The sequence below is a fragment of the Microbulbifer elongatus genome (genome assembly GCF_021165935.1).
Classification (GTDB): Bacteria; Pseudomonadota; Gammaproteobacteria; order Pseudomonadales; family Cellvibrionaceae; genus Microbulbifer; species Microbulbifer elongatus.
In genome coordinates this window covers 3,601,188-3,618,905 of sequence record NZ_CP088953.1, presented here as the reverse complement: position 1 = coordinate 3,618,905, position 17,718 = coordinate 3,601,188, and the positions used below count along the sequence as shown (strand labels likewise).

15 protein-coding genes are annotated in these 17,718 nt (G+C 57.9%); 6 read left to right on the top strand and 9 right to left on the bottom strand.

The genetic code is table 11. The annotated features are described in order from the left end of the window. Window positions 1-8: 8 nt before the first annotated feature. From LRR79_RS14965 to imuA, 5 genes are all read right to left on the bottom strand, one after another. Window positions 9-3,095: an error-prone DNA polymerase gene (locus tag LRR79_RS14965; protein ID WP_231757977.1), complete on the bottom strand. Its 3,087-nt coding sequence runs from the start codon at window positions 3,093-3,095 to the stop codon at window positions 9-11. 35 nt (window positions 3,096-3,130) lie between these two features. Then, entirely contained in the window at window positions 3,131-3,472 is a 342-nt protein-coding gene (locus tag LRR79_RS14960; RefSeq protein ID WP_231757976.1) for a helix-turn-helix domain-containing protein, read from the bottom strand. Then, window positions 3,456-3,650, bottom strand: coding sequence for a type II toxin-antitoxin system RelE family toxin (locus LRR79_RS14955; protein WP_231757975.1), 195 nt, complete (start codon window positions 3,648-3,650; stop codon window positions 3,456-3,458). Before LRR79_RS14955 ends, LRR79_RS14960 begins: the two co-directional genes overlap by 17 nt. 106 nt (window positions 3,651-3,756) lie before the next feature. After that, entirely contained in the window at window positions 3,757-5,262 is a 1,506-nt protein-coding gene (locus LRR79_RS14950) for a Y-family DNA polymerase (protein ID WP_231757974.1), read from the bottom strand. Between the two features lie 29 nt (window positions 5,263-5,291). Beyond that, the gene (gene imuA, locus LRR79_RS14945; RefSeq protein ID WP_231757973.1) at window positions 5,292-5,996 is read right to left on the bottom strand and encodes a translesion DNA synthesis-associated protein ImuA; all 705 of its coding nucleotides are present in this window, start codon (window positions 5,994-5,996) and stop codon (window positions 5,292-5,294) included. Between the two features lie 277 nt (window positions 5,997-6,273). Here imuA and dcd point away from each other — a divergent pair, with 277 nt between their 5' ends. Genes dcd through LRR79_RS14930 form a run of 3 tightly spaced genes read left to right on the top strand, consistent with a single transcriptional unit; the run spans window position 6,274 to window position 8,256 of the window. After that, window positions 6,274-6,843: a dCTP deaminase gene (dcd, locus tag LRR79_RS14940; RefSeq protein WP_043318646.1), complete on the top strand. Its 570-nt coding sequence runs from the start codon at window positions 6,274-6,276 to the stop codon at window positions 6,841-6,843. Window positions 6,844-6,861: 18 nt separating this feature from the next. After that, a complete protein-coding gene (locus LRR79_RS14935) occupies window positions 6,862-8,067 on the top strand; it encodes a BaiN/RdsA family NAD(P)/FAD-dependent oxidoreductase (protein ID WP_231757972.1) in 1,206 nt (401 codons plus the stop codon). Between the two features lie 3 nt (window positions 8,068-8,070). Beyond that, a complete protein-coding gene (locus tag LRR79_RS14930; protein ID WP_231757971.1) occupies window positions 8,071-8,256 on the top strand; it encodes a hypothetical protein in 186 nt (61 codons plus the stop codon). 131 nt (window positions 8,257-8,387) lie between these two features. Here the strand turns inward: LRR79_RS14930 and LRR79_RS14925 are convergent, their stop codons facing one another. Next, on the bottom strand, window positions 8,388-10,685 hold the full coding sequence (locus LRR79_RS14925) for a S46 family peptidase (RefSeq protein WP_407665215.1): 2,298 nt from the start codon (window positions 10,683-10,685) through the stop codon (window positions 8,388-8,390). A gap of 221 nt (window positions 10,686-10,906) precedes the next feature. Between LRR79_RS14925 and LRR79_RS14920 the strand changes: the two genes are divergently transcribed. Further along, complete coding sequence (locus tag LRR79_RS14920) at window positions 10,907-11,122, top strand: DUF3820 family protein (RefSeq protein ID WP_231757969.1); 216 nt, start codon at window positions 10,907-10,909, stop codon at window positions 11,120-11,122. 30 nt (window positions 11,123-11,152) lie between these two features. On the opposite strand, the gene LRR79_RS14915 is transcribed toward LRR79_RS14920, so the two are convergent. Both LRR79_RS14915 and chaB read right to left on the bottom strand, forming a co-directional pair. Next, window positions 11,153-11,344, bottom strand: a complete 192-nt coding sequence (locus tag LRR79_RS14915; protein WP_231757968.1) for a glycine zipper domain-containing protein — start codon at window positions 11,342-11,344, stop codon at window positions 11,153-11,155. A 162-nt stretch (window positions 11,345-11,506) separates the two neighbouring features. Then, window positions 11,507-11,737, bottom strand: a complete 231-nt coding sequence (gene chaB / locus LRR79_RS14910) for a putative cation transport regulator ChaB (protein ID WP_231757967.1) — start codon at window positions 11,735-11,737, stop codon at window positions 11,507-11,509. Window positions 11,738-12,532: 795 nt separating this feature from the next. On the opposite strand from chaB, the gene LRR79_RS14905 reads away from it, so the two are divergent. Then, window positions 12,533-15,412 carry a glycosyl hydrolase family 18 protein gene (locus tag LRR79_RS14905; RefSeq protein WP_231757966.1) on the top strand — a complete coding sequence of 960 codons (2,880 nt, stop codon included), beginning with the start codon at window positions 12,533-12,535 and terminating at the stop codon, window positions 15,410-15,412. Window positions 15,413-15,506: 94 nt separating this feature from the next. After that, a complete protein-coding gene (locus LRR79_RS14900; RefSeq protein WP_231757965.1) occupies window positions 15,507-17,084 on the top strand; it encodes a glycosyl hydrolase family 18 protein in 1,578 nt (525 codons plus the stop codon). A gap of 84 nt (window positions 17,085-17,168) precedes the next feature. Here LRR79_RS14900 and LRR79_RS14895 read toward each other — a convergent pair whose 3' ends face one another. Then, window positions 17,169-17,717, bottom strand: coding sequence for a Tll0287-like domain-containing protein (locus LRR79_RS14895; RefSeq protein ID WP_231757964.1), 549 nt, complete (start codon window positions 17,715-17,717; stop codon window positions 17,169-17,171). Window position 17,718: the final 1 nt, after the last annotated feature.

Here is a 17,718-nt window from a genome sequence, read left to right as displayed (position 1 = left end):
GGCTTCTCTCAGCGAAAACTGCGCACAGGCTGGATTTCCTTCCAGGTAATACCGTCGAGCTTCTTGCCGATCAGGTGGATTACCGGAAATTGCTGTTCTCCGGCATCGCGGCTGATCTGAAGGTTCCCTTCAATCAGTAGAACCTTTCCACTGAGAATTTCCTTTCGATAGCGCTCCTGCACCTGCTGCCAAAGCACCACATTGATCACACCGGTTTCATCCTCCAGAGTGAGGAAAAGTACGCCCGCTGCGCTGCCCGGGCGCTGCCGACAGGTAACCAGTCCGAGGACCCGGACTCTGTCACCATCCCTGCGCCTCTCCAGATCGCAAGCGCGCACCAGGTTGTTAAAGCGTTTTTGCCTGCGCAGCAGGGCCACCGGGTGCTCGCGCAGGGTCAGGCCGGTACTCTGGTAATCGCTGTAGATATTGTCTTCCTGGCTGGTTTCCGGCTGGTGCTGTGGCGGGCTGGTGTGCTCCAGCTGTGTGTTCAGTGCCTGCCAGGTGCTGTGGAAACGGTTCTCGCCAATACTGTAAAAACAGTTGGCGTGGGCGAGGATGGCACTCTGTTGTTTTGGGATATCCACCCGCTCGCTGAAGTCCTGCAATGACTGGAATTCGCCCCGGATTCTTTCTGTTTCAATGATAGCCACCGTTTCCTCGGCCAGCCCTTTTACCAGCCGCAAGCCCAGGCGAATGGCGGGAGTCTCCGCCATCTGGCCGTCTGTATTCGCCGTCAGCGCCAGGCTGTGATGCCAGCCACTGTGGTTTACATCCAGTGGCAGCACTTTCACATTGTGGCGCTGGGCGTCGTACACCAGTTGTGCCGGCGCGTAAAAGCCCATGGGCTGGCTGTTGAGTAAGCCCGTATAGAACGCGGCGGGGTGGTGGCATTTGATCCACGCGGAAAAGTAGGCGAGCAGGCCGAAGCTGGCGGAGTGGGATTCCGGAAAACCGTAAGACCCGAAACCTTTCATCTGCTCGAACAGTTGTTCCGCCAGGCTGTGTTCGTAGCCATTGGCGAGCATGCCGTTGATCAACTTGTCCCGAAACTGCAGCAGGTTGCCATTTTTCCCCCAGCTGGCCATGGCGCGGCGCAGGGCATCGGCCTCGCCCCCGCTGAAACCCGCTGCCACCATGGAGAGTTTGATTACCTGCTCCTGGAAAATCGGTACGCCCAAGGTGCGCTCCAGTACTGGGCGCAGGTTTTCGTGCGGATAATTGATCGGCTCCAGTTTCTGCTTGCGACGCAGATAGGGATGTACCATGCCACCCTGAATCGGCCCCGGGCGCACAATGGCAATCTCGATCACCAGCTCGTAAAACGTCTGCGGTTGCAGGCGCGGCAGCATACTCATCTGCGCGCGGGATTCGATCTGGAATACCCCCACGGTATCAGCGCGGCACATCATGGCATACACCGCCGGGTCATCCGCGGGGATGTCCTGCAGGCGCATACGTTTGCCGTACAGGGCCATATAGGTCAGGGATTTGCGCAGGGCGGTGAGCATGCCCAGGGCGAGAATATCCACCTTCATCAGCTTCAGATCTTCAATGTCTTCCTTGTCCCATTGGATAATGGTGCGGTCATCCATGGCGGCATTCTCGATGGGCACCAGTTGACTGAGCGGCAGTTCGGTAATCACAAAACCGCCCACATGCTGGGACAGGTGGCGGGGGAAGCCATAAATCTGTTCCAGCAATCTGGGCAGCATCCGCCCGGCCACACTGTGGGGGGCAATCCCGGCCTTCTTCATCTGCTGTGGGAAATCTTCCAGCTTGTCCCACCAGCTGCGCTGGGCCTGCAGCTGCTCAATCGTCGCCGCGCCCAGGCCCAGTGCCTTGCCAATATCCCGCAGCGCGCTTTTAAAGCGGTAGGTGATTTTGGTGGCCGCCAGCCCGGCGCGTTCGCGGCCGTATTTGCGGTAAATGTATTGAATGATTTCCTCGCGCCGCTCGTGCTCGAAGTCCACATCAATATCCGGTGGCTCGTTGCGTTCCCGGGAAATAAAGCGCTCGAACAGCAGCCCGATCTTGTGGGGGTCAATCTCGGTGATAAACAGGCAGTAGCACACCACCGAGTTGGCCGCGGAGCCGCGGCCCTGGTAGAGGATGTGTTGTTTGCGCGCATACTGGACGATGTCGTAAATCGTGAGGAAGTAATGTTCATACTGGAGCTCGGCGATCAGTGCCAGCTCGGTTTCGATCTGCTGGCGAATGCGCGCCTCCGGCCCCTGGGGCCAGCGCGTATGAACGCCAGTCTCCACCAGCTCGCGCAGGTATTCACTGGCGGTTTTGTTACTGGCCAAAACCTCTGACGGGTAGTGGTACTGCAGCTCTTTCAGGCTGAAGGTGCATTGCTCAGCAATTTTCAGTGTGTTGTCGATGGCGCGCTGTGGATAAAGTGCCGCGATTTCCGGCAGGCTGCGCAGGTAGCGCTCTGCATTCTGCTGCAGGCGGTAACCCAGCTGATCCAGGGTGCAGTTATGGTAGTTGGCATTGAGTACATCCTGCAGGGGTTTGCGGCTGCGGCTGTGCATCAGCACCGCGTTGGTGGCGACCAGTGGCAGGCCGTGATATTCGGCAAAGCGCAACAGTTGCTGTTGCCGGCAGTTTTCACCGGGTAGCAGATGATGACTCAGAGCAATATAGAGCCGCTTGCCGAAGTGCTGTTTCAGGGTATCGGGCAGTGTGAAAGGCTCGCTGCCTGGCAACCACAGGCATAGCGCATGTTTGCAGTGATTGAGTAGGTCCGGAATAAACGTCTGGTACTGGCCCTTTTCGGCGCGCAGACGCGAGGTGGAAATCAGCTGGCAGATTTCGCTGTAAGCGGCTTTGTCCGTTGCGAGCAAAACCACTTGCTGAGACTCTTCCTCCAGGCGAAAGAAGCTGCCACAAAGCAGCTTTAACTGACTGCCCGCGGCTTGAAGTTTTTCCAGCTCGGCATAGGCCCGCACCACCCCCGCCATAGAGCATTCGTCGGTAATCGCAATCGCGCGGTAACCGAGTGTATGTGCGGCCGCAACCAGCTCCTGTGGATGCGAGGCACCCTGCAGAAATGAAAAGTTACTCTGGCAAAAAAGTTCGGCGTACTGCATATGCCCCGGGGCTTTTGCCCCTTGCCAGGGGCGGGTTAGATATTCAACTGTTCCGTCGATATGCCAAGGGCAGAGGCGACCCGCTGTAGCGTAGATTTTCTAGGGCGCTCACTGCTTTCGAGCTGGGCATAGGCAGCCTGTGTGATTCTCAGTGTCTCGGCGACTTCGGCCTGTGTGAGCTTCAGATATTCTCGCCAGGCTCGCATCGGAGACAGACCTTGCTCAATCACTTTACCGACGACGGCATTGGGGATTAGCTGTTCCTGCTGAGAATAAAGGTGCAGAAATTCCTGATAAGGAATAACGGCATACTCGGGTTTCCCATCGGCTCCGTTGATGATCTGTACATGAGCTGTCGCTTTAATAGGTTCGCTCATCGCGCTTTTTAACCTCTTCAATACTGACGACCTTGATCTCGCTCGCGAACTCGAAAAAGACCCGGTAGTTGCCGATGCGCAGCCGGTAGGCGTACCGGTAGTTGACTAGTTGCTTCACCCCCTGGCAGTGGGGAAAGTCGGTCAGCACCTGCGTACCTCGGTATATACGCTTTCGCAACTCTGGGTCCTTGAGTTTGCGTAGTTGGCGAGTGGCCTTAGGTGTCCACTGGATTGCGTTCATGAAGAGTATAAGTTAAATATAAGTTTATTCAACGTTTATAAGTTTAAGAGTAGACCCCGTGCAGGTACCAATCCTCTGATGCCAGGTCCTGGAATACCCAGTAAAGGCTGCCGTGGGCGCCGCGGGCGATGTAGTAGTCGCGGGCGTGGCGGTGGTGTTGCCACCAGTAGCCGTCGATACGCTCCGGGCCCTGCAGCAGCTGCAGCTCGCCGTCGTAAAACAGCTTGTGGTCGCGCTGCTGGATACGGTCGGGCCTCGGCAGCAGCCAGTTGGGGCGGGGGGCGTTTACCGGGGTGAGCTGGTGGCCGCGGGCTTTGCTCTGCAGGGTGAGACTGTCGGCGCTCTGCCAGGCCTGTTCCGGAAGATAGCTTTCCTTGAGAGTGACGCCGGAGAGGGCCTGGTGCCCGAGGCGCGCCTTGAGCTTGTCGATCAGCTGATAGCTCTCGTGCAGCTTACTGCCCTCGTCAAAAAAATCCTCCCGCAGGCTGTGACTTTCGATGGGGCGCAACTGCTGGCACTTGAGGGTCAGCGTCTGTACCGGTTCTTTCAGTTCTACCCGTTCAAACTGTAACTTTGTCAGCGCGATCAGGCGCTGGGGATCGAGCAGCGGGCGGGAGATTTCCACGGGGACCTGCTGGTGGCCGCGGCTGCCGTAATCCAGCACCCAGCACAGTTGCTGGCTGTACAACTGCCGCCGCTGCAGCTGCCGGCACAGTTCGCGCACCAGGCGGCCGGCGGGGAACAGCAGTTGTTCACTGTTATCCAGTGGGCTGGGGAAAAACAGTTCGCTGTGGAATTCCGCCGGTGGCTCGAAGCTCGGTACCGGATCCGGGCGGGTGCCATTCAGGCGGGCGAGGTAGTCGATAAACCCGCGCCCAAAACGGCCACCCACTTCCGACAGGGGAATCGCCAGCAACTGGCTGACGCGCTTGATGCCGCAGGCATAGAGCTTGGCGATGGCCTTGTGATTGCAGTCGAGCAGTTTGCTGGGGGCGAAGCTGATCCACTGGCGCCACTGCTGGGGCGTGGGAGCGGTTCTGGCTTCGGCCAGCCACTGGCGGTGTTCCGGCAGTTGGCTAAGCAGGTGGGCGGCGCTGGGGCTGTGTCCCAGACCCATAAAGTGGTGGATGCGCATCTTGCGCAGTTCTTTGCCCAGCTGTTGTAGCAGAGACGCGAGACCGTGGTGTGCCTTGAGGCTGCCGCTGATCTCCAGATACAGGCAGGCGAAGTTGCTGTCGGGCTGATTCTGTTCGCGCTCGGCACTGCGCGGGGATACCACCGGTGTAAAGCTGTAGGCCCATTGCGCCAGTTGTTGCAGTAGTTGTTCTTCCCGCTGCGGATCCCGTTCCAGCAGCTGCAGATCCGTGCAGTAGGCGCAGGCGGTGGCGATACTGAGCCCGGGCTCCACATTCTGTGCCGCAGCGGTCTGGTTGGCCTCAATCACAAGGCTGTTCTGGGCCACCGCCACGGCGGCGCCATCACTGGCGCGGTGGGCGCGGGTCAGTGCTTCCAGTGGGAGTTTGGGGAGCTGGATACAGAGCCAGAGCATGGGGTATTCCTCACCGTTGCATTGCATATTCAGTGCAGTGGCTGATCCCGTCGCACCAGATCCGGGTTGCGCGCCAGGTGCACCCGTTGGCCGGACCTGCCGCTCAGCTGTTTGAACAGGTGCAGCGCCAGTTGCTCGCCGTCGCTTTTCAGTTGCAGGCGCAGTGCCGCGGGGGAGGGCGTTTGCGCACAGGAGCCGGGGCGGAAATGGAAGTGCAGACAGTCGCCATCGCGGGCGGCTACCTGCAGGCGGCGCAGGTCTTTGTCTGCTGGGGTTTCCCTGTTCTGCCACTGGATCAGCGCACCACAGACTCCGGATTGCAGAGATTGCTCTGCCGCCCACAGTTGGTCCCGCTGCCCACGGGGGTGCAGGATCAGCAGCTTTTCCAGTTGTACGCCAGCCTGTACCAGTGCCGGTGCGTAGGGGATATGTGGTGGATTGATCAGGATCACCATACGCCCTTGCCGGGTCAGCTCCGCCAGGGTCGGGAGAAGCAGGGACATCTCGCCAATGCCGGCCTTGTCGACCAGAAGTTCCGTGCTGGCAGCGTGGGGCCAGCCGTGCCCCGCCAGCAAGGCGTCCAGCCCACGGTAACCGGTGCTGATGCCGCTGCGGGGGTGGCGCTGGCCACTGGCCAGCTGCCAGATGTCCGGGCGGGTCAGCAGCTGCTGCAATGGCTGTGGCGGTTCTTGCCCGGGGGACCGGGGTTTGCTGCTGGCCTGCTGTCCTGGCAAATCGCCTAACTGCTTGTTTTGCAAAAAGTTTTCGGCGCTGTTCACGATCGGCTCGCTCCACACGGGGGGTCTGATAGGGTTTTGCTGTATGGGTATACAGTGTCTACTGGTAATTTATACAGTAGTCGTCCAGTGTCGGCAAGCCCGCACCAGGTCTGTGTGCGTCAAATTCGACACGCCTCTGTGGCACTTTTTTGAACAAGGTAAAACGGCTATGATTCGGCCTCTTTAAATGACCGCCAGAAATGGACCAATACCAGATAAGCGAGGGGACAGGGTGAGCATCAAATCCGATAAGTGGATTCGTCGTATGGCTGAGAATGAGGGTATGATCGAGCCCTTCGAACCGGGCCAGGTACGCCACGGGGCCTCCGGCGATCGCCTGATCTCCTACGGCACCTCCAGTTACGGCTACGATGTGCGCTGTGCCAACGAGTTCAAGATCTTCACCAACGTGCACTCCGCCACCGTGGACCCGAAGGCGTTTGATGAAGACAGCTTCGTGGATGTGCAGGGCGACTACTGTGTCATCCCGCCCAACTCTTTCGCCCTGGCGCGCACCGTGGAGTACTTCCGCATCCCGCGTTCGGTGCTGACCATCTGCCTGGGCAAGTCCACCTACGCCCGCTGCGGCATCATCGTGAATGTGACGCCGCTGGAGCCGGAGTGGGAAGGGCATGTGACCTTGGAATTCTCCAACACCACCAACCTGCCGGCGAAGATCTACGCGAATGAAGGCGTGGCACAGATGCTGTTCTTCGAATCCGATGAAATCTGCGATGTGTCGTATAAAGACCGCGGTGGTAAATACCAGGGCCAGCGCGGCGTTACTCTGCCGAAGACCTGATCCTTAGACCACCAGCAAATGACAGACCTTCCCACCCAGGCCGATGTACTGATCATCGGCGCCGGCGCCGCCGGCCTGATGTGTGCCGCGGTGGCGGGCAAGCGTGGCCGCAGCGTGCTGGTGCTGGACCACGCCAACAAGGTCGGCAAAAAGATCCTGATGTCCGGCGGCGGCCGCTGCAACTTCACCAACCTGTACACGGCGCCGGACAACTTCTACAGCGAAAATCCGCACTTCTGTAAATCCGCCCTGGCCCGCTATACCCAGTGGGACTTTATTGCCCTGGTGGAAAAACACGGAATCCCCTACCACGAGAAAACCCTGGGGCAGTTGTTCTGCGACAATAAATCCCGGGATATTGTCGATCTGCTGCTGGCGGAGTGCCGCGAAGCGAAAGCCCAGATTCGCACCCGCTGTGAGATCCAGCGTGTTGAGCCTCTTAATGAAGAGGGTGCGAAAGGCTTTGAGGTGCACACCTCTCTTGGCAAAGTGGTGTGTGAATCCCTGGTAGTCGCCACCGGCGGCCTGTCGATCCCCACCATGGGCGCCACCGGATTTGGCTACGACCTCGCCAAGCAGTTCGGCCACAACATTATTCCCACTCGCGCCGCACTGGTGCCTTTCACATTGAACAAGCGTGCACTGGCGCGGCAGCAGGAATTACCCGGGACCTCACTGGCAGTGAATGCCAGCTGTGCCGAGGGCCATTTCCAGGAGCAGATGCTGTTTACCCACAAGGGCCTGAGTGGCCCGGCGGTGTTACAGATCTCCAGCCACTGGAAAGAGGGGATGCCGGTCAGCTTCAACCTCGCACCGGGGCTGGATCTGTCCGGGTGGCTCTGTGAGCAGCGCGGCAAAAAGCAGGAGAGCTTTCTGCATACGGTGCTGGCGGAGTTGTGGAGCAAAAAGCTGGTACAGTTTTTCCTGCAGAGAAATGGCCTGGAAAGCAAACCACTCAAGCAGTACAGCGAACAGGCGCTAAAGGATGTAGGCGAAAAGCTGCAGATCTGGACGCTGATCCCCGAGGGCACGGAAGGCTACCGCACCGCAGAAGTCACCCTTGGTGGCGTGGATACCAATGAGGTGTCATCCCGGAGTATGCAAAGTATGAAGCAAGCGGGGCTCTACTTTATTGGTGAAGTGCTCGACGTGACAGGCTGGTTGGGCGGGTTTAACTTTCAATGGGCCTGGGCGTCTGCCCACGCGGCTGGCGGGGAGGTCTGATCTGTGGGTGAGGTACTGCAATTCAAGCGTAAAACCGCCTGGGAAAAGCACAAGGGCAGCAGTTTATGTCGCGACGGTTTTCACAAGTGGAAGGTGGTGACCGAACGCAAGTTTGATGTGAAGCAGGGGAAACTGGTCACGGAGTACCGTTGTCAGCGGTGTGGAAAAACGAAAACAGAACTCGTGTAGGCAATCGCCATACCGGTGAATGCCGGTATCCAGTTGCGCAGAGATTTGGCGTTCTCTTGCCACTCCCTTGCCGCTGGATCCCGGAACGAGTCCGGGATGGCGATATTTTAAATCGGGCGGTCAGTCTGCGGTTATTGTGGGGATTCTCCCTCTGGTGCAGCAACCCCCATCTCTTCCAGCAGATTATCGGCGTGGTCAACGTTTTCCGTCACCCACAGCATATATTCCACATCCACATGAATCGCGCGGGTATTGTCATTGAAATCCCAGTCCGCGTTGATGCTGTCGTAGGTGCCATCGAAAACCAGACCGATAAACTCGCCCTTGCCATTCATGGTGGCAGAGCCTGAGTTACCGCCGGTGATATCCACGGTGCTCAGGAAGTTCACCGGAACGGAATCCAGGTCTTCATCATAGAAGCGCCCGTACTCCTTGTTCTTGATCGCGTCCAGTTGTGCCTGGGGCGCATCGAAGGGGTCTTCACCGGTGTACTTGGCTTCGATACCGCGCAGGGTCGTGAAAGGCACAAAGCCATCCTTGCCGTCGTTGCCATCCGCAGGACCTTTGATGGTGCCTGCAGGAGGTGTGTAGCCTTTGACCAGACCGTAGGTGAGGCGCAGGGAGCTGTTGGCATCCGGATAGACCGGTTTGCCCTGCTCGTTGTAATAGGCAATCAGCAGATCCATATACTGTGGGCGCAGTTCGGCAAAACGGCCGGCCATGGCTTTCTCATGCTGTTCGATCGCGAGACGGTCATCATAGGTCGCCACGGCCAGCTGAATGAACGGGTCATCGCTGTTGCGGAACTCCTCCGGGGATTTCTCCATCCACGCGAGCCGGGTTTCGGTATCGGTGAGCCCGGTCTTTTCGTACATGGCGGATAGCTTTTTCTGCAGCGCCTCGCCACTCAGTTCTCCGTCGAAGAAGTTGTCGAAACTCTCCAGGTGCTGGTCCTGGGGCAGGGCGTTATAGCGCTCGAGGAAGTAGGTCCAGATGGCCTGGTCCACACTTGGCTCGAAGCTCCGTTCGATGCGCTTCATGCTCTCGCTAAAGCGGGTCATGTCGCGCTCCTGGTAACCGGGTTCACGCTCTATGTTCGGCTTTTGTTTCTCAAGGCTGAGACGGTAGAGGCGCTGTGCGCTACTCAGCATGGCCGAGCGGTTCATATAGCCCAGCAGGAGGTCGCGCTCCTGAGTGGATTGCTCTTCGGCGATCAGCTGTTTCAGGTCCGCGATGACCGATGCGTACTTCTTCTGGGATTCCGGATTGGCTTCGATCCAGGCCTGCAGATCTTTTTCCAGTTGCTGCTTGCGCTGTAGCAGATCGCTGCGCTCGTAGCCTTCCATCATACCGGTGAAATTTTTCGCGTAGTTATTGAGGCCGGCAACCAGACTTGCGTACTTGAGTGCTGCATCCTTGTTGTCCTCGGTGGCTGAACCGATCACCTCAGACCACTCCGCCAGCACTTTCTGCATGGTGGGGTAATACCAGCTGAAGTTGTTGCTGACTTCTTCCGCGGTGCGGTAGCGGTTGGTGCGCCCCGGGTAGCCCGCAACCATCACGAAATCGCCTTCTTTCGGCCCTTCGGTAGCGACCGTCAGGTGGTGCTTGGGCTTGTAAGGCACATTGTCTTTGGAGAAGTCGGCAGGTTTTCCATCCGGGCCGACATAGGCGCGGAGGAAGGAGTAGTCGCCGGTATGACGCGGCCACATCCAGTTGTCGATGTCACCGCCGAACTTGCCGATGGAAGCCGCCGGTGCGTGCACCAGACGCACATCGCGAATGGCCAGCTGTTTGATCAGGTAGTAGCTGGCACCGCCGTAATAGCTGTAGACCTCGCAGCGGTGGCCCGGGTCGGATTCACACTCGGCCACCAGCGCCTTTTCCGCGTCTTCGATGGCTTTGAAGCGGGTGGCGCCGTCCATGTCATCGCTGAGCTTGCTGTTGATCTTGTCTGTGACTTCGTTCATGTCCACGGTGACATAGATACGCGACCCCGGTGCGGCAGGTACTTCCTCTTCCAGGGTTTTGGCGAGGAAGCCGTTGGCCAGCAGGTCGTTGTCTTCGGTGGAGTTGTAGGAAATGGAGCCGTAGGCGCAGTGGTGGTTGGTGGCGACCAGGCCCTGCGGGGAGACGAAGCTTGCGGAGCAGCCACCCAGGCTCACCACGGCATTCATCGGGAATTTGGTCAGATCCGTCATGGTTTTCGGATCCAGCTCCAGGCCGAGGTCTTTGAGCTTGTCACCGATTTCCGGTAGCTGGCGCGGCATCCACATGCCTTCGGTGGAGACGGTCTCGGCCACAGGGGCACCCTTCTCGGTGCTAGCCTCTGCGGAAGAGGCATCTTCCTGTGCGGGTTTGCCACAGGCGGTGAGCAGGGCAATGGATAGCGCCAGCCCGAATTTTTGTGTGAGCTTGATGTTGTTCACTGTCATTCCTTCAGCGGATTTATCAGGATCGTTTTTGTGGTTATTGGGGGATCTTCCCGGCTGCACAAAAAATGGTCGGCCACAGAGGTGGCCTGCACCTACATACTGCCATAGATCCGTGGACACAAAAATTGATCGTGCGCCCAGAGGAGCCGATACCGGGGCAGGTTTATTCCAGTGTAGAATCCAGCGGGAAATGGATGGGAGTTTTTGAGGCAAACATGCTTGATAAGCAGGACCTGGTCGATATCGCACGCACGGAAATGCCCTTTGGCAAGTATGCCGGGCGTGTACTTATTGATCTGCCTGAAGAGTATCTGTTGTGGTTTGCCAGGAAAGCTTTCCCCGAGGGGCGGCTTGGGCACCTGATGGCGCTGACCCTGGAAATAAAAATCGAGGGGCTGGAGGGACTGGTAAAACCGTTAAAAAAACAGTGAGCTCCTGAGGAGCCCACTGTCTGAGTCTGATTAACGGTAGACCCGACGCCCGCGGCTATCATAGTAGTAGTGTTTTTTCTTCTCGCGATCGTAAAGCCAACCACCAGCACCACCTAACGCAGCACCCACTGCGGCACCGCCAATATCGCCGCCGGTTACCAGTGCCCCGGTTACCGCACCAATACCGATGCCGGTACCTACCCGGCGATCCGTGTCGCTCATATTGGCACAGCCGGCAGTTGTTAGGGAAAGCGCCAGGGCACATGTTACTCCGGCGCGTTTTAGTGTCTGGAATTGCATAAATACTCCGCTTGTACTTGCTCTGACATAGCGCTTGGAGTGTATGGTGCCGGCATCCGGCTCCCAACTGAAATTCGCAGGGGGTCAGTGCTTTTTGTGCCACTGATCGTCGTCGCCTTTCTCGTACTTTTCCCTCACCGCAGACCAGGCCACTGCGTGAGCGACTTCTTCCCGGCTTTTATCTCCCCTCCGGTCGTCCGGGTCCGCATATTGGTCCCACGCGCTATTGAACGCGGATTGGTAAATATCCTGGGCGTGTGGGGGCAGCACACTTCTGACATTGTCGGGCAGTGCTGAGCGGCTGTCGTAGGGCATGGTGGACCTCCTCAATAGACGGATATCGCGAGTGTAGGATTGCCATGTAGCGGTCAGTAATTCCCGGGCGTTGAGGTTGGGGGAAGAACGACGGACCCGGGGGGCGGGTAGGCAGGTGGCGCCGCATTAATAAGGAAGGCCCGGCCGAGGTATGAAAAAATTTGGGACCGGGTGGAGCCACCCTACACTGGTATCAGTCCCGGGAAGACTCCCCCATCGCGAGACGAGGTGGAGTGCCAACAACAAGCGGTCCGTAACTGAGACTGAACATGACCGTAAATAGGCCCACAGCGGGTAGCCACTGGTCTGAAAAAATGACTTCAGCGAGGCACACAGCGGGAAGTTTCAGTCAGCTTGATTGGAAAATGGGGTGAAGCGGTCGACTGCGTTCGGCCGCTTTTCTTTTCTTGCCTGGAGCTTTTACATCCGCAAACGCCACAAAAACAAAAAATACATGCCAGAAACACCGTCTTCCATGTGACTTACCTCTCAGGGCTGCCAAAGGGGGCTGGTCAATCCGCGTAAGCGGGCGTATTGTGAAAAAGTCATGACACCGCTGTCATGTTTTTTATTAAAAATGACATCGCTGTCATTCGCCCGGGCCACAGACGGGCATTCGGAGGTACCTGTTGCTGCCATAGGGATGCGGCAAGAGATAAGAAGTACCGGCATAGAGTTGTATTTGAATGCCGTTCAATCGGGGGCAGCGCTGCCCGTTGAGGTATTACGGACAATACACCGCTGCTCTCATTGATAGATCCTGATCAATAAAAGATAACGACAAGGTGAACATCAATGAAAGGGCTTACTCCCAGCCACTGGCGCCGCACGCTCCTTGCGCTCGGTCTCGCCACCAGCTCCACCGCCATCGCCGCACCTGGCGCACCCACCATCGAGTGGATGGAAACCAGCTTTGCCATCATCGAGGTGGACGACGCGGCCACTGCCTATGAGCAGCTGATAACGGTAAACGACTATGCGGAAGTGCCGGTTGAGTGGACCAAATGGTCCGGCGACCCCGCCACCACCGCCCAGTATCTGCTCAACGGGCAAGTGGTACTGGAACAGCCAGTCTCTGGCGGCGGCACTCAGACCGGATCCGCCACCCTGCAGGTGGCCGAAGGTGGTCAGTATGCGCTGCAGGTTGCACTGTGTAATGACGACGGTTGCGCAACTTCGGCGGTTACGGACATCGTGGTGGCCGATACCGATGGCAGCCATCTGGATCCGCTGACTATTACTGCTGGAGAGAACAACCAGCCCTACGAAAATACCAGCAATTCCGTAGTGGGTACCTACTTCGTGGAATGGGGGGTCTACGGGCGCAAATTCTCCGTGGACATGATGCCGTCCTACAACCTGACCCACATCATCTACGGCTTTATTCCAATCTGTGGCGGTGACGGTATCAATGACAGCCTGAAGGAAATCGAAGGCTCTTTCCAGGCGCTGCAGCGTTCCTGCTCCGGGCGCGAAGATTTCAAAGTATCCCTGCACGATCCGTTTGCCGCGGTGCAGAAATCACAAACCGGCCAGACTTACTCCGACCCATATAAAGGTAATTTTGGTCAGCTGATGGCACTGAAACAGGCCTATCCGGACCTGAAAATTCTGCCTTCCATTGGCGGTTGGACCCTGTCAGACCCCTTCTACTTCTTCGGTGATGCTGCCAAGCGTCAGACTTTCGTCGATTCCGTAGAAGAATTCATGCGCACCTGGAAATTTTTCGACGGTGTGGATATCGACTGGGAATACCCCGGCGGCCAGGGCGCCAACCCGAATCTGGGCGATCCTGCTACCGATGGCGAAACCTATCGCCTGCTGATGCGCGACCTGCGCGCCATGCTCGACGGACTCGAGCAGGAAACTGGTCGCGAGTATCAGCTCACTTCCGCTATTGGTGCGGGTTCCGACAAGATCGAAGATGTGGATTATGCCGATGTACAGCAGTACATGGATTACATCTTCATGATGACCTACGACTTCTATGGCGCATTCAGCCTGGAAACATTGGGTCACCAAACGGCACTGTACGCACCGTCCTGGCGTCCTGATACCGACTACACCACCCACAACGGCGTTCAGAATATGCTGAACCTCGGTGTGGATCCGGGCAAACTGGTGGTGGGTGCGGCCATGTACGGCCGTGGCTGGACCGGGGTCAACGGTTGGACCGGCAACGATCACATGACCGGTACTGCCACCGGTGCTGTGAATGGCACATGGGAAGCGGGTGTCGTGGATTACCGCGATATCGTTGAACGCCTCGCCACCGGTGAGTGGGAAGAGTACTACGACGAAACCGCCGAAGCGCCTTACATGTTCAAGCCGAGCACCGGCGACCTGATTACCTACGACAACCGCCGCTCTGTTCTGGCCAAGGGCGCCTATGTCCAGGCCAATAACCTGGCGGGACTGTTCTCGTGGGAAATCGACGCGGACAACGGCGACATCCTCAATGCCATGCATGAAGGGCTTGGTCACGGTGGTGGTCAAAACAACCGCGCGCCGACCGCGCGGGCCGGCGGCGACCAGTCTGTAGATGGTGGTGCAAGTGTCACCCTGAATGGCAGCAGCTCCAGTGATCTGGACGGCGATCCGCTCACCTACAGCTGGGCGCAGGTTTCCGGCGCCAGTGTCAGCCTGCAGAACGCCAGCAGCGTTTCCGCCGGCTTCACCGCACCTTCCGTTGCTGCCGATGAAGATCTGGTGTTTGAGTTGACCGTCAGCGACGACAGCGGTGCCAGCGACACCGATCAGGTGGTGATTACGGTACTTGCCGACCAGCCGAATCAGGCGCCCAGCGCCGATGCCGGGGCCGATCAGATTGTTGTCACCCCAGCCACCGTTACCCTCGACGGCAGCGCGTCCAGTGACCCGGATGGCGATGCACTGACGTACAGCTGGTCCCAGATTTCCGGCGCGCCGGTAAGCCTGAGCAGCACCTCTGCGGTCAACCCGAGCTTCTCTGCGGCCGAAGTGTCCGCCGAGCAGGAGCTGGTGTTCGAGCTGAGCGTCAGCGACGGTGCCCTGAGCGATGACACCCCGGACCAGGTCAGCATCTTCCTGCTGCCACCGGATGCCAACACGCCCCCTGAAGTCACGGCTCCGGCCCAGGTCACCATTCAGGAGGGGGCTACCGATTCGATTACCGCAGTGGGTACCGATGCCGATGGCGACACGCTGACCTACACCTGGAGTGGTATGGAAAGCGGTACCGGCGACACCATCACAATCACAGCACCGCAGGTAGAAGCCGATACCGACTTCACCCTGACGGTAACCGTGAGTGATGGTATCGACAGTGCCAGCGCCAATGTCACCGTGACCGTAACCAACAGCACCGGTGGTGGCGGTTGTGAAATGACCGACCCGAATGCGGGTAACTACCCGGCCTGGCAGTCCGGCAGCACCTACCTCGGTGGTGATGAGGTCAGCCACGACGACCTGGTATGGGAAGCCAAGTACTGGACCCAGCAGGAGCCGGGCTTCAGCGCCGCGGACTGGAAGCTGATCAGCGACGTGGAAGTGCCCTGGAATGCCAGCACTGCCTACAACGGTGGTGACGAAGTCAACCACGATGGCAAGCGCTACCGCGCCAAGTGGTGGACCCAGGGGCAGGAGCCGAGCACGTCTTCCGACTGGGAAGAAATTGGCGACGCCACTTGTAACTAAGTGTTAAAGCCGTAAACAGAGGGCGCCACGGCGCCCTCTGTTCTTTTCGATGTTTGTGTAAGCAAACCTTCCAAAAATAACTTAGGAAAACGCTATGAAAAGGCAATTCATGAGCCTGCTTGCGCTCGGGTTGTTTTCAATCGAGGCCGCGGCAGTAGACTGCAGTGCACGACCGGAATGGCAGAGTGCCGGTATTTATGTAGGAGACGATTCGGTTCAGCACCTGGGCAACGCCTATACCGCCAAATGGTGGACACAAAACGAAAACCCGGCAACCCATTCCGGCACCTGGGATGTGTGGGGTTACGACGGTGCCTGTGATGGCGGCTCGTCCTCGTCCAGCTCATCGTCAAGCTCGTCGTCCAGCTCCTCCAGTTCATCGTCATCGAGTTCTTCTTCCAGCTCTTCATCGAGCTCCAGCGGTGGATCCGGTGGCGGCTCCTGTACCTCAATAGAGTACGTGGCGGGTACCAGCTACACCGCGGGCCAACGGGTGCAGAATGTTGGCCTGGAATTTCAGTGCAACATTGCCGGATGGTGTTCTTCCAGCGCCGCCTGGGCCTATGAGCCCGGGGTGGGTGCGCACTGGCAGGACGCCTGGAGTCAGGTCGGTGACTGCGGTAGCTCCTCATCTTCCAGCAGTTCATCCAGTGGCGGCTCGAGCTCGTCGTCCAGTTCCGGCAGTTCGTCTGGTGGCAGCTCTTCAGGGGGTAACAGCGGCCTGCTGCCGAAGCATGCGCTGGTGGGTTACTGGCACAATTTTGACAACGGATCCGGTCTGTATCGCATCAGTGAGGTTTCTGATGTATGGGACGTGATTGTGGTGGCTTTTGTTGACGACGCCGGCAATGGCAGTATCGAATTCAACCTCGATCCGGGTCTCGACAAGCAGCAGTTTATTGCCGACATTGCCGCCAAGCGTGCCGCCGGAAAAATCGTGATCGCCTCCTACGGTGGTGAGAAGGGCACAGTGACCCTCAACACCGAAGAAAACGTCACCAACTTCGTCAACAGCACCGCGGCGATGATTGATGAGTATGGCTTTGATGGAATCGATATTGACCTGGAATCCGGCGCCGGCGTCATGCACGGTGCTCCGGTGATCCAGAATATGGTCAATGCGGTCAAGCAGCTGAAGCAGCGTTATCCCGGAATGTACCTGTCCATGGCACCGGAGCACCCCTATGTACAGGGGGGGTATGTTTCCTACACCGGAATCTGGGGTGCCTATCTGCCGATGATTGATCAGCTTCGCGACGAGCTGGATCTGTTGCATGTGCAGCTGTACAACAACGGCGGTCTCGCAACTCCCTATCGAGGGCAGGCCTATGCGGCCGGCACCGTGGACATGATGGTGTCTTCCGCATTGATGTTGATCGAGGGCTTTCCGCTCGGCTACGGGGATGCGGGTTTCTTTGAAGGTCTGCGCCCGGATCAGGTTGGACTTGCACTGCCCTCCGGCCCCAGTGCAGCGGGCAGTGGCCATGCAACGCCCGCGGACATCAACCGCGCTCTGGATTGCCTGACCCAGCAGCTGCACTGTGACACACTCACACCGTCACAGGCGTACCCCACCTTCAATGGCGTCATGACCTGGTCGATCAACTGGGATATGCACGACGGGGGTATTTTCTCGGGACCCGTAGGCAGTCACGTGCACAACCTGCCCTGACAGAACCGAGATAAAAATGAAAAGCCCCGGAATTTCCGGGGCTTTTCATTTCAGTAGCGCTGGTAATCCGAAGCGATCACCTACTCAGAGGGGGAACCGAATAACAACACCGCCCATCGTGTCACCAATCTCGAAATCGGTGCGAGGACTGTCGACGTGCTCGTTGTGACAACTGACACAGGCCGGGGATACAGCAACGTCAGGGTATATGGCAGTGAAGTACTCAGTATCTCCCAGGGTTTCCGTACCGTAGAAATTTTCCCCGGGGTTCTCATTGATAAACTCCAGGCCCTGTTGTTCCAGTTCCGTCCGGGGCTTGTTCTGTTTATTGATGGCCCACTGGGACAGCAGTGCATAGTTGAAGCCGGACTCCTGTTCCGCCACACGCTCGGCACCCATACGCATCATTTGCGCGGGAAGTGGCAGCGCTTTACTGTCCTTCCAGTGCTCCTCCGCTTTAATGACCTTTTCTTCATTGGCGAGACGATTCACCACATAGTTGGTGTAGCTGGCTCTGTCTGCTTCGATAACCGCAAAAATGGCATTTGCCATTCTTTCCGGTGCGATACCACTTTTTTCTCCACAGCCGGATAAAAGTGCGGCTGAAATAACGATGGAAATGAGACTACGCATG